Source organism: Nocardia sp. NRRL WC-3656 (assembly GCF_000720265.1).
Lineage (GTDB): Bacteria > Actinomycetota > Actinomycetes > Mycobacteriales > Mycobacteriaceae > Nocardia > Nocardia nova.
The window spans coordinates 1-14,465 of the sequence record NZ_JOJF01000060.1 but is presented as its reverse complement, the minus strand read 5'-3'; the positions used below and the strand labels follow the sequence as shown (position 1 = coordinate 14,465).

The 14,465-nt window shown below is 69.3% G+C and carries 3 pseudogenes; all 3 read right to left on the bottom strand.

The annotated features are described in order from the left end of the window. A pseudogene (locus IG65_RS38780) lies at positions 1–10,955 on the bottom strand (SDR family NAD(P)-dependent oxidoreductase); the annotation flags it as partial. Between the two features lie 266 nt (positions 10,956–11,221). Further along, positions 11,222–11,545: pseudogene (locus IG65_RS39970) on the bottom strand (acyl carrier protein); the annotation flags it as partial. A gap of 189 nt (positions 11,546–11,734) precedes the next feature. Next, positions 11,735–14,458, bottom strand: a pseudogene (locus IG65_RS0133440) (SDR family NAD(P)-dependent oxidoreductase); the annotation flags it as partial. Between the last annotated feature and the right edge of the window lie 7 nt (positions 14,459–14,465).

Genomic DNA, 14,465 nt, shown 5'->3' with positions numbered 1-14,465 from the left:
GTGCCCATTGCGACGCGCATCCGAAAGCCGCTCCAACACCAGCATGCCCGCCCCCTCCGACCAACCCACACCATCCGCGGCATCCGCGAACGACTTGCACCGGCCATCCGGGGACAGCCCGCGCTGGCGGGAGAATTCGAGGAACATATCCGGTGTGGCGCCACCAGCGACGACGAACACGCCGTATCCACCGACACCGCAGGACCTTCCAACCCCAGCGTGTAGGCGATACGCCCGGAGACCAGACTGCCGCCCGCGGTTCCGGCCTTGCCGCTGCCCTGGGCGTAGTCGTGGTACATCACACCGGTGAACACACCGGTGGCGCTGCCGCGCAACACGGCCGGTTCGATACCGGCCCGTTCCAGCGCCTCCCACGAGGTCTCCAGCAGCAACCGCTGCTGCGGATCCATCGCCATGGCCTCGTTCGGGCTGATCCCGAAGAAGTCGGCATCGAAATCCGCTGCGGAATAGAGGAATCCACCGTTGCGCGCGTAGGTCTTGCCGGGCTTTCCGGGCTCCGGGTCGTAGATATCGTCGACATCCCAGCCGCGGTCGAGCGGCCATTCGCCGTTGGTGTCGATACCTTCGGCGACCAATCGCCACAAATCCTCCGGCGACGCCACACCCCCCGGATAACGACAACTCATCGCCACGATCGCGATCGGATCATCATCCACCCGGACCCGGCCGACCGGCTCGGCGTCGGCAATCGCCACACCGGCCAATTCCGACCCGATGAACTCGGCCACCACCTCCGCATTCGGATAGTCGAAGATCAACGTGGCCGGAAGTTTCAAACCCGTCGCCGCGTTCAACCGATTCCGAAACTCCACCGCCCCCAGCGAATCGAATCCCAGCTGCTGGAAAGCCCGCTGCGGCTCCACCGCATCCACCGACGCATGCCCCAACACACCCGCGGCCACCGACCGGACCAGATCCAGCACAGCCGCATGCCGATCCGCATCCGGCAAACCGGCCGGCGTCCGGGCGAACGCGTGATCGGGACCCTGGTCTCGTGCCCGGCGCCGGATCGGGGCCGGGGCCATCGCGCGCAGCAGTGCCGGCAGCTCGTCGCCGCGGTCGCGCAGAGCCGCCGGATCGACACGCAATGCCACCACCTGCGCGGATTCGGTGGCGATCGCCAGATCGAACAGCGCCAGCCCTTCGGTCTCGCTCAGCGGCGGAAGTCCCTGCCGCCGGATCCGCTCGACATCACCGTCGGACAGCATCGACCCCAGGCCGGTCGAGGCCGCCCACAATCCGTAATCGATGGCGGTCGCGGGCAGACCCGCGGCGCGACGGTGGGCGGCCAGCGCGTCCAGAAAGACGTTGGCCGCGGCATAATTCGCCTGCCCGGCCGCCAGCACCGAACCACCCGCCGACGACACCAGCACGAACAGCGACAGCGGTCGATCACGGGTCAACTCGTGCAGATACCACGCTGCGTCGACCTTCGGCGCGAACACCGGCCCGAATCGATCCGCCGTGAGGGATTCGATCAACCCGTTGTCGCCGGTGCCCGCCGCATGTACCACACCGATCAGCGGATGCTCGTCCGGAATCTCGTCGATCAGCGCCGCCAACGCATCGCGGTCGGACACATCGCAGGCCGCGAACCGCACCTGCGCGCCGAGCTCTGCCAGCTCGTCACGCAACTGTTCGGCACCGGGTGCGTCCGGTCCGCTGCGCGATGCCAGAACCAGCTGCGCCACACCGTGATTCACGACTAGGTGGCGCGCCATCAACGCACCGAGACCACCCGTTCCGCCGGTAATCAGCACGGTGCCGGGCTCGATCGAGCGACCCACCGCACCGGGGGCGAGCCGGCGCAACCGCGGAACCAGCACATCCGCCCCGCGCACCGCGACCTCCGGCTCGGTGGCGGCCGGTGTCGTCGTGGTCAGCGCGGTGACGGCATCGCGGTCGTGGTCCAGGTCGAGGAGCTGGAATCGGCCGGGGTGCTCGGCCTGCGCCGCCCGCACCAGACCCCACACCGGCGCCTGCGCCGGATTCACCTGCCCGGCTCCGTCGACGGATACCGCATGTCTGGTGACGACCACCAGGCGAGAGCTTGCGAAAAGCGAAGTGCGCAACCACGTTTGCACGGCCTCGAGGACACCGGCGACCATCTGCCGGGCCGCGACCGGCGGTGCGAATTCGTCCTCGGGGCATTCGAGAACGACGACCTCGGGGACGACGGTGTTCCCGGCCGCATCCAGGTCGGCGATCAATGCCGCGAGGTCGCGATGCCGTGGCGCACCTCCGGAGCTTCGTCCGGAACCCACCACCGCGATGCGGTTCGGTTCGAGCGTCGCGGATGCCGTCGAGGCGGCCGTCCACTCCACGCCGAACAGCGAGTCCGCGACCGGATTCGCAGCGAGGCGCTCGGCCGATACGGGCCGCGAGACGAGCGCACCGACCGACAGCACCGGGCGCCCCTGCTGGTCGGTGATCCGCACGCCGAATCCGTCCGCGTCCGGTGAAATCCGCACGCGCACCACCGGAGCTCCGGTCGAATGCACCGCGACCCGATTCCACATGAACGGCAACGCCGGGGAATCACCGATTTTCCCGCTGCGGAAGCCGTCCACGATGCCCGGATGCAATGCGGCATCGAACAGCGCCGGATGGATCGCGAACCCGTCGGCGCGCCCGGAGTCCGGTAGCGCGATCTCGGCGAAGAATTCGTTCCCGCGCTGCCACATCGCCCGCAAGCCCCGGAAGACCGGGCCGTACCCGTAGCCGACGGATGAGAGCTCGTCGTAGACGCCGTCGACGTCGACAACGGTGGCGTCGGCCGGGGGCCAGGAGGCCGATCCGGATTCGTCGATTTCCTCCGACGTGAGAGCACCCTCGGCGTGCATCGTCCACGACGGCATCGTGTCGACATCGCGGTCGGGGCAGGAGAAGATCCGGATTTCGCGCCGTCCCGTCGCGTCCGGCTCACCGAGCACTACCCGTACCGCGACTCCGCCGGTGTCCGGCAAGACCAGCGGCGCCTGCAGCACCAACTCGTCGAGCATGGGCAAACCGACTCGTTCCCCGGCGTGCAGGGCGAGTTCGACGAAGCCGGTTCCGGGGAACAGCACCGTATCCATCACCCGGTGATCGGCGAGCCACGGGTGGGTCTGCACGGACAGGCGCCCGGTGAGGGTCACGGTGTCGGAATCCGGGTGGGACACCATCGCCGAGACCAGGGGATGTCCCGTGGATGCGAGGCCGATGGCCCGCAGGTCGCCGCCGGCGCCGGTCGCCCCCGCCCAGTAGCGCCGACGTTGAAAGGCGTAGGTGGGCAGGTCGATTCGCCGGGCTCCGGTGCCGGCGTACAGACCGGCCCAGTCCACCTCGGCGCCCGCGACGAACAGTCCGGCCACCCCGGCCGTCACCGTCGCCGCATCGGCCCGGTGCCGGCGCACCGGCGCGACCACGGCAGGAACCGCCGTCACGGGCCCCGCTGTCGCCCTGTTCTCGAGGGTTTGGGTGATCATCGGCGCGAGCACCGCATCCGGCCCGATTTCGGCGAAGCGGGAGACTCCCAGATCCACCATCGCGGTGACCGCGTCCGCGAACCGCACGGTGTCGCGAACCTGCGCGACCCAATACGCCGGGGACGACATCTCATCGGTCACCCGGGCACCGGTCGCCGTGGACACCACGGCGATCTCCGGGCGGCCGAACGTCAAACCTTCTATGGCACAGGCAAATTCGGCGAGCATCGGCTCCATCGACGCCGAATGGAACGCATGCGACACGCGCAACCGGGTCGTACGCCATCCACGCTCGGCGGCGCGAGCGGCGACCGCCATCACCTCGGATTCGACACCGGACACCACCACCGACGACGGACCGTTCACCGCCGCGATCGAGACCTCACCACTCAGCACCGACAGCACATCGGTCTCGGACGCCCCGACCGCCACCATCGCGCCACCGGCAGGCAGGGCCTGCATCAGCCGGCCGCGCGCGGCGACCAGCACACACGCATCCGTCAACGACAACACGCCCGCCACATGCGCGGCGGCGACTTCACCGATCGAATGACCCGCCACCACCCCTGCGGTCACACCCCACGCCTCGAACAGCCGGAACAGCGCCACCTCGAACGCGAACAATCCCGCCTGCGCGAAGACGGTGCGGTCGATCAGACCATCGTCGGCCAGTGCGTCCCGCAGCGAAACCTTCTGTCCCAGACCAGGTTCCAGCTCGGCCACAATCGCGTCGAAGTGGTCGGCGAAGACCGGGTAGGCGGCGCGGAGGTGGGCGGCCATCCCGGCCCATTGCGCCCCCTGCCCCGAGAACACCATGCCGGTCGAACCCGGCAGCACCCGACCGGACACCACACCCGGCGCCTGCTCACCGCCGGCCAATGCCCGCACGCCCGTGAGCAAGTCGGTACGGTCACCGGCCGTCACGACAGCACGGTGTTCGTGCACACCACGGGTGGATGCGAGGGAGAACCCGACGTCGATCGGATCGTGCTCGTCGCCGATCGCGGACGCGAGCCGGTCGGCCTGACCGGCGAGGGCCGCGGCACTGCGCGCCGAGATCACCCAGGGCACGACGCCGCCGACCGGAGCGGTGGGCGCGGCCTCCGCCGGCACCGCCACGCTCGGCGCCTGCTCCAGGATGAGGTGGGCGTTGGTGCCGCTGATCCCGAACGAGGACACACCGGCCCGCCGCGGCCGATCCCTCTCCGGCCATTCGACCGGCTCGGTCAACAACGCGATATCGCCTGTGGACCAGTCGACTTTCGTGCTCGGCCGATCGACGTGCAAGGTCTTCGGCAACACGCCGTGGCGCATCGCCATGACCATCTTGATCACACCACCCACACCGGCGGCGGCCTGGGCATGACCGATATTCGACTTCAACGACCCCAGCCACAACGGACGATCCGCAGAGCGGTCGCGGCCGTAGGTCGCCAGCAATGCCTGGGCCTCGATCGGATCACCCAATGTCGTGCCGGTGCCGTGGCCTTCGACCGCGTCCACCTCTGCCGCGGCGAGTCCGGCATCGGCCAGCGCCCGGCGGATCACCCGCTGCTGCGAGGGACCGTTCGGCGCGGTGAAACCGTTCGACGCGCCGTCCTGATTCACCGCGGAACCCGCGATGACCGCCAGGACCTGATGGCCGTTGCGCTGCGCGTCGGACAGTCGCTCGAGCACGAGCACACCTACGCCCTCGGACCAGCCCACACCGTCAGCGGCGTCGGCGAAGGCGCGGCACCGGCCATCGGGAGAGAGACCGCGCTGACGGGAGAACTCCAGAAACATGTCCGGCGAGGCCATCACCGCGACGCCACCGGCCAGGGCCAGATCGCATTCTCCCGATCGCAGCGATCCCGCCGCCAGATGCACGGCCACCAGCGAGGACGAGCACGCCGTATCCACCGATACCGCAGGGCCTTCCAACCCCAGCGTGTACGCGACTCGGCCGGAGACCAGACTTCCCCCGGCGCTGTTGCGGCTCTCCGTTCCCTGCGCGTAGTCGTGGTACATGACGCCGGTGAACACACCGGTGGCGGTCCCCCGCAATTCGGCCGGGTCGACGCCGGCGCGTTCCAGTGCTTCCCACGAGGTCTCGAGCAGCAATCGCTGCTGCGGATCCATGATCGTGGCCTCGTTCGGGCTGATCCCGAAGAAGTCGGCATCGAAATCCGCTGCCTCGTAGAGGAATCCACCACGGCGCGTGTAGGTCTTCCCCGCCTTACCGGGCTCGGGGTCGTATACGGCGTCGATATCCCAGCCGCGATCGACCGGCCATTCCCCGTTGGTGTCGACGCCTTCGGCGACCAACCGCCACAGCTCCTCCGGCGACGCCACACCACCCGGATAGCGGCAACTCATCGCCACGATCGCGATCGGATCGTCATCGACCCGAACCCGCCCGACCGGCTTCTCCTCCACCACTGCCACACCGGCCAGCTCGGAACCGATGAATTCCGCGACGACCTGGGCGTTCGGATAATCGAAGATCAAGGTCGCCGGAAGCTTCAAACCCGTCGCGGCATTCAACCGGTTCCGAAACTCCACCGCACCCAGCGAATCGAAACCCAGCTGCTGAAAAGCACGCTGCGGTTCGACGGCATCCACAGACGTGTGCCCGAGCACACCGGCGGCCACCGAACGCACCAGATCCAGCACGGCCACTCGCTTGTCGGCCTCCGACAGCCCGGCCAGCGTGTCCAGGAAGGCGTGCGTCGCCGCGGAGGTGTTGCGACGTGTGCTCGCCGGGGCGACGATTCCGCGCGCGAGTGCCGGAACGCTCTCGCCACGGGCCCGGAGCGCGGCGGAATCGATCCGCAGCGCGACCAGTTGAGCGGTCTCGGTCGCGATCGCCGCATCGAAGAGCGCGAGGCCCTCGTCCTCAGCGAGCGCGGGGAACCCCTGCCGGCGCATCCGTTCGAAATCGGCTTCGGACAGCTCCGTGCCGAGTCCGCTCGAACGCGCCCACAGCCCGTAATCGATCGCCGTCGCCGGCAATCCCGCTGCCCGGCGATAGGCGGCCAGCGCATCCAGAAAGACGTTCGCCGCAGCATAATTCGCCTGTCCTGCCGCCAACACCAGTCCGCCGGCGGACGACACCACCACGAACAGCGACAAGGACCGATCACGGGTCAACTCGTGCAGATGCCACGCCGCGTCGACCTTGGGCGCGAACACATGATCCACCCGATCCGCCGACATCGCCTCGACCACACCGTTGTCGGCGGCACCCGCGGCGTGCACCACACCGACCAAGGGATGCTCGTCCGGAATGCTGTCGATCAACGCCGCCAACGCATCCCGATCGGACACGTCGCACGCGACAATCCGCACCTGCGCACCGAGCTCCGTCAACTCGTCACGCAACCGCTCGGCGCCGGGCGCGTCCGGCCCACGACGCGACACCAGAACAAGCCGCGGCACGGCGTGGTTCACCACCAGATGCCGCGCGATCGACGCACCCAGACCACCGGTGCCACCGGTCACCACCACGGTGCCGGGCTCGTCCAGGCGAACGGTGTCACCGGCCGGGTGACGGCTCAATCGCGGAACCGATACGACCGCACCGCGCACCGCGGCCTCGGGCTCGCCGGCGACCGCGGCGGCCGACGACGCCACAGCCAGGGGGGTGCGAGTCTCGGCGTCCTCGCGGTCCAGATCCAGCAGCTGGAATCGATCGGGATGCTCGGCCTGCGCGGCCCGCAGCACACCCCACACCGGCGCCTGCGCCAGGTTCACCGACTCCGACTCGCGCACGGGCACAGCGTTTTCGGTGACCACGACCAACCGGGAGCCGGCGAACCGGGAATCGCTCAGCCACCGCTGCACGGTCTCGAGCACGCGGGTCACGACCTGCCGTGCCGCCGCGGGCGGCGCGCCCTCACCTCGCGGACATTCGAACACGACGATCTCCGGGACAACCGGCTCCGCGGCCGCATCCAGATCGGCGACCAGTGCCGCCAGATCGTGGTATCCGCGCACCTCCCCCGTATCGGCGCCGGCGCCGAGCACCGCCACCCGTTCCGGGACGACAGCCACCGCCGATCCCGCCACCGGGACCCACTCCACGCCGAACAGATCCTGCGACACCCGGGGCGCGTCGAGCTGGCGGGCCGTAACCGGCCGGGACACGAGGGCGGCCACCGACAGCACCGGTTCACCCTGCGCATCGCCTATCTGGACGCCGAACTTCTCGCCCTCGACCGCGATCCGCACCCGCACCACCGCGGCCCCGGCCGCGTGCAACGCCACCCTGTTCCAGGTGAACGGCAAGGCCGGGGAGGTGCCGCCTCCGCCGCGCAGCGCGTGCACGATCCGGACATGGAGCGCGGCGTCGAACAAGGCCGGATGGATGCCGAAGCTGTCGGCGTCGGCCGGGTCGGGCAGCGCGACCTCGGCGAACAGTTCGTCCCCACGCTGCCACGCCGCCCGCATACCCCGGAACGCCGGACCGTAGCCGTAACCGAGCTCGAGCAGCTCGTCATAGATGCCGTCGATATCCACCGGCCGCGCGCCGCTGGGCGGCCACGACCTCAGATCGAAATCGGCGACCACGCCACCCGAGGCGAGAACGCCTTCGGCATGGATCGCCCAGGGTTCCTCGGCGGCCCGGCGGGAATGGATACTCAGCCGGCGCCGGCCGGTGTCGTCCGCGGCGGCCACCACCACCTGCACCGACACACTGCCCTGCGCCGGAAGCGTCAACGGGGTTTGCAGGACGAGTTCTTCGAGCACATCGCAGCCCAGCAGGCCACCGACGTGGCCGGCCAATTCGACGAATCCGGTGCCGGGCAGCAGTACCACGCCGAAGACGCTGTGGTCGGCCAGCCAATCGACGGAATCCAGCGACCAGCGACCGGTGAAGCTCACCCCGCCGGATTCCGGATGCGGTACGGCCGCGCCGAGCAGTGGATGCGCGACGGCATCGAGACCGACCGCCGTCACCCCGCCGAGTTCGGCTCCCAGCCACGACTGCGCGAGTACCTGCCGGGCGTCGAGCCAGAAGCGTTCGTGCCGGAAGGCGTAGGTGGGCAGGTCGATTCGCTGCGCTCCGGTCCCGGCGTACCAGCCGGCCCAATCCAGTTCCGCGCCGCGGACGAACAACCCGGCGGCACCGGCCGACAAGGTCGCGGCATTCGCCCGGCCGCGACGCGCCAGGGCCACCACCGCCGGCGTCGTGCCGGCCGGAGCGTCGTCGAGGGTTCGGGTGACCATCGGGGCCAGCACGGCATCCGGGCCGACCTCGGCGAAACGAGTCACCCCCATGCCCGCCATCGTCGTGACGGCGTCGGCGAATCGGACGGTATCCCGAACCTGGTTCACCCAATAGGACCGATCACGCATCTCATCGGTCACCCGGGTGCCGGTCACCGTCGACACCACGGGCACAGTCGGACGGCTGAACGTCACATCGGCGATGGCAGTGGCGAATTCGGCGAGCATCGGCTCCATCGAACGCGCCGCCACCAACACACACGCATCCTCGAGCGACAACACACCCGCAATATGTGCGGCAGCGACCTCACCGATGGAATGACCCGCCACCACATCCGCACGCACACCCCACGACTCCAGCAGCCTGAAGAGCGCCACCTCGAACGCGAACAAACCCGCCTGCGCGAACACCGTTTGATCGATCAGATCCCCGTCGGCCAACGCATCGGACAGCGGAACCGATTGGCCGAGGCCAGGTTCCAGCTTCGCGACGATGGCGTCGAAATGCTCGGCGAACACCGGAAAATCGCGCAGCTCGGCCGCCATACCGGCCCACTGCGCCCCCTGCCCCGAGAACACCACACCCGTCGAACCCGGCACCACCCGACCCGACACCACACCGGGCACGGACTCGCCCGCCGCCAGCGCCCGCACACCCGCGAGCAGGCCGTCACGGTCACCGGCCAGCACGACGGCACGATGCTCGAACGCGGACCGCGTGGAGGCCAGCGACAGACCGATATCGAGCGGATCCGGTTCGTCCGCAGACGCATGTGCGATGTACTCCGCCAGGCGAACGGCCTGATCCGCGAGTGCGGGGCCGCTGCGCGCGGAGACCACCCACGGCAGCACGCCGACCGCGGGCGCGCTTCGCACCACCGGGTCCGCGACCGCCTCGGTCGCCGGTGCTTGTTCGACGATCACGTGCGCGTTGGTGCCGCTGATACCGAACGAGGACACACCCGCACGACGCGGGCGGTCCCCCTCCGGCCACTCGACCGGCTCGGTCAACAACCGGATATTGCCCTCGGTCCAGTCGACTTTCGTACTCGGCCGATCGACATGCAGTGTCCGCGGCAATACGCCGTGCCGCATCGCCATCACCATCTTGATCACACCACCGACACCCGCCGCGGCTTGAGCGTGACCGATATTCGACTTCAACGAGCCCAGCCACAACGGACTGTCGGCGTCCCTGTCCCGGCCATAGGTAGCGAGCAGAGCCTGAGCCTCGATCGGATCACCCAGCGTCGTACCGGTGCCGTGCGCCTCGACCGCATCCACGTCGGCCGCCGAGATACCGGCATTGGCCAGCGCCTGCCGGATCACCCGCCGCTGCGACGGACCGTTCGGCGCGGTCAGACCATTCGACGCACCGTCCTGGTTCACCGCCGAACCCGCGAGGACCGCCAGAATCCGATGACCGTTGCGCTGTGCGTCGGAAAGCCGTTCCAGCACAAGCACTCCGACGCCCTCGGACCAGCCCACACCGTCGGCCGCCTCTGCGAACGACTTGCATCGGCCGTCCGGGGCCAAGCCGCGCTGGCGGCTGAACTCGACGAAGGTCTCCGGTGTCGACATCACCGTCACACCGCCGGCCAGCGCCAGATCGCACTCCCCCGACCGCAGCGACCCCGCGGCCAGGTGCATCGCCACCAGCGACGACGAACACGCCGTATCCACCGTGACGGACGGCCCCTCGAAGCCGAGCACATACGAAACCCGGCCGGAGGCAATGGATCCGGCGTTCGCGTTGGCCGGATAGTCGTGATACATCAGGCCGGTGAAAACGCCGGTCGCGCTGCCCCGCAACGACCTCGCGTCGACGCCGGAGCGTTCCAAGGCCTCCCACGAGGTCTCCAACAGCAAGAACTGCTGCGGGTCCATCGTCGCGGCCTCGTTGGGGCTGATGCCGAAGAACGCGGGGTCGAATTCACCCGCGGAATGCAGGAAACCACCCTCGCGGCTGTAGGTGCCGCCCGGTGTTTCCCCGGTCGGATCGTAGAGTCGCTCGACGTCCCACCCGCGGTTCACCGGGAATTCCGAGGTGGCGTCGCCGCCCTCGGCCACCAACCGCCACAGATCCTCCGGCGATTCCACCCCGCCCGGATACCGGCACGCCATACCGACGATCGCGATCGGCTCCCGAAGGGCCGCGTCGAGCTTGCGATTGCGCGCCCGCAGCCGCTCGGTCTCCTTGAGCGAGACACGCAACGCCTGCGCCAGCTTCTGTGTCTTGTCATCGGGGTTCGTCATTCTCAGTCCTCTGATGAGCCGTTGTAGGCCAGGTCGATCAGGTCGTCGATGTCCAGTTCGTCGATGGACTCATCCGCGACGCTGCGATCGGTGCCGTCTGTTTCAACGCGCGATGTCGGCCCGTCCTGCGCGAGTTCCATCAGCGCATCCAGCAGCCCCGCCGCCCGGAGCCGGGAGAGCGGGATCGTCCGCAGAGCCTGGCGAATCTCGTCCTCCGGCAACGCTTCCGGCTCATCGGAGACGTTCTCGGTGAGCATCTCGGCGAGACGGTCGGCGAGGGCCTGGGGCGTCGGATAGTCGAATACCAGGGTCGCCGGCAGCGGCAGACCCGTAACGGTTTTCAGGACGTTGCGGAACTCCACGGCGGTGACCGAGTCGAAACCCAGTTCGTTGAACGCCTTGTCCGCGTCCACGGCATGCGCGTGGTCGTGGCCCAGAATCGTTGCGGCCTGGCCGCGCACGATCTCCACCAGTACCGCGAGACGCTCGGAGTCCGGGGTGTCGGCCAGCCTGGCACGCAATGCCGCGCCCGCTCCCGACGCCGCGGTGCGACGCTGCGGGACCACGTCGGTGAACAGGCGCGAAACCATTCCGGCGGCGTGCACCGCGGTCGGATCCAAGCGGGCCAGGACCAGCGACGCGGCATCGATCCGTGTCGCGGCGTCGAACAGGGCGAGACCCTGTTCCGCCGGCAGCGCCAGCACACCGGAACGAGCTATCCGCTGCCGCGCGGCGGGATCGAGCTCGGCGGCCATTCCACCCTGCGCTTCCCACAGACCCCACGCCAGGGATTGCCCGGGCCGGCCGGCGGCCCGGCGATGCGCGGCCAGCGCATCCAGACACGCGTTGGCCGCCGCGTAGTTCCCCTGCCCGGCATTCCCGAAGGTGCCGGCCACCGAACCGAACAGTACGAATACCTTCAGCGGCAGGTCCCGGGTCAGGTCGTGCAGATGCAGAGCGGCATCGACCTTCGGACGCAACACCGTGTCCAACCGGTCGGGCGTGAGCGAACCGATCGCGCCGTCGTCGAGCGCACCGGCCAGATGGAAGACGCCGGTCACCGGATGCTCCGCCGGGACGGTGGACAACGCCGCGGCCAATGCCTCGCGGTCGGCGACATCGCAGGAGACGAAGTCGACCCGGGCGCCGAGCTGTTCCACCTCGGCGCGCAATTGCGCTGCGCCGTCGGCGGATTCACCGCGACGACTCATCAGCAGCAGCCGGCGCACACCGCGCGCGGTGACCAGGTGCCGGGCGAGCAGCCCGCCGAGATAGCCGCTCGCACCGGTGATCAGGACGGTGTCGTCGGCGGCGAAGAGATCGTCCGCCGTCGGAGCCGCCGCGGGGGTGACGCGGGTCAGACGGGTGGCGTATGCCTGTCCGGCGCGGACAGCGATCTGCGGTTCGTCCACGGCCGCCAGTCCGGCCGGCACGCCGGAGTCGGTATCGAGCAGGACGATCCGGCCCGGATGTTCGGTCTGCGCGGAACGAACGAGTCCGCAGACCGCCGCGCCCGCGAGGTTCGTGACCTCCTCGCCCGCAACGGATACCGCGCCCTCGGTCCGGACCACCAGCACCGAATCGGCGAAGCGGGAGGTGGTCGTCCACTCCTGAAGGGTGTGCAGCACGGCGTGAGTCGCGGCGCGGACGGCGGCGGGATCGTCACCGGCCGGGCAGTCCCACACGACGAGGCCTGGGACATCGTCAGCCGGCTCCGCCCATCGGACCGTCGTCGTCTCGATTTCGGGGATCGATATCGGTGTCCAGCCGACCTGGAACAACGCATTCCGTCCGGCGGCCGCCCCGGTGGTGAGTTGTGCGGGATCGATCGGCCGAGACGCGAGGTGGCGCACGGATGCCACGGGCATACCCGTCGAATCGGCGAGCTCCAGAGCCACGCCGTGCTCGCCCTGCGGAGTGAGCCGAACCCGCAGCGAGTCGGCGCCGCCCGCGTACACGGTGACGCCCGACCATTCGAACGGCAGGGCGATGCCGGTCGGGGGCACCTCCGTCGTGGCCGTCTCCGATGCCGAGCGCACGGCGTGCAAGGCCGCGTCGAGCAGGGCCGGATGCAGCCCGAATCCGGCGGCGTCGGCGCGCACGTGTTCGGGTACCGCCACCTCGGCGTAGATGCCGCCGGGCCCGCGCCAGACCGAGGTCAGCGCCTGGAATACGGGCCCGTACCGGTAGCCCTGGGCATCGAGTGCGTCGTACACACCGTCGATGTCGACAGCCCTGGCGCCCGCCGGGGGCCACGACACCAGGTCGAAATCGGGCGTCGTATCGTCTTGGGCGACAACGCCTTCGGCGTGCAATGTCCAGGACGGGGTGGAATCGACCTCGGCATCGGGACAGGAGAAGACCCGGACGGCTCGGTGTCCGGTGTCGTCCGGTTCATCGACCACCACGCGGATCGCGACCCCACCGGTTTCCGGGAGCGCCAAGGGCGCCCGCAGCACCAGCTCGTCGAGGACCGGGCAGCCGACCTGGCCCCCGGCGTGCAGCACGAGCTCGACGAACCCGGTCCCGGGAAACAGCACCGTATCCATCACCCGGTGATCGGCCAGCCACGGATGGGTACGGACCGAGAGACGACCGCTGAGGGTGACGGCGGCGGAGTCGGGATGCGGCACCATCGCCGAAACCAGCGAATGCCCGGTATCGACGAATCCCAACGCCCGAGCGCCACCGTCGGCGGCCGGGGGCGCGACATTCGCCCAATACCGCCGATGCTGAAAAGCGTAGGTGGGCAGATCGACTCGACGGCTTCCGGTACCGGCGTAGAGACCGGCCCAGTTCACCTCCGCACCGGCGACGAACAGCGCGGCCACGCCGGCGGTCACGCTCGCGGCGTCGGCCCGGCCCCGGTGAGCCAACGCCACCACGGCCGGAGCGCGGCCCGCAGGCGCGGTGCGTCCGTCCAGGGTCTGATCGATCATCGGATACAGGGCGGCGTCCGGTCCGACCTCGGCGAAGCGGGACACCCCCAGATCCGCCATCGCGGTGACCGCGTCCGCGAAGCGCACCGTGTCGCGAACCTGTCCCACCCAGTACGACGGATCGCCCATCTCGTCGACGACCTGCATACCGGTCACGGTCGACACCAGCGGGACGATTGGGTGTGCGAACGTCAAACCCGCTATCGCCGAGGCGAATTCGGCGAGCATGGGTTCCATCAGTGACGAGTGGAAGGCATGGGAGACGCGCAAGCGCTTCGTCCGCCATCCACGCTCGGCACTCGCCTCGACCACGGTGGTGACGGCGGATTCGGTGCCGGAGAGGACCACCGAGGACGGACCGTTCACCGCCGCGATCGAGACGTCACCGGCCGCCACCGCACCGGAATCCACCAGCGCCAGCACGTCGGCCTCGGAGGCACCCACCGCGACCATCGCCCCACCCGCCGGCAACGCCTGCATCAAACGACCACGCGCCGCCACCAACACACACGCATCCTCGAGCGACAACACACCCGCAATATGTGCGGCAGCGACCTCACCGATGGAATGA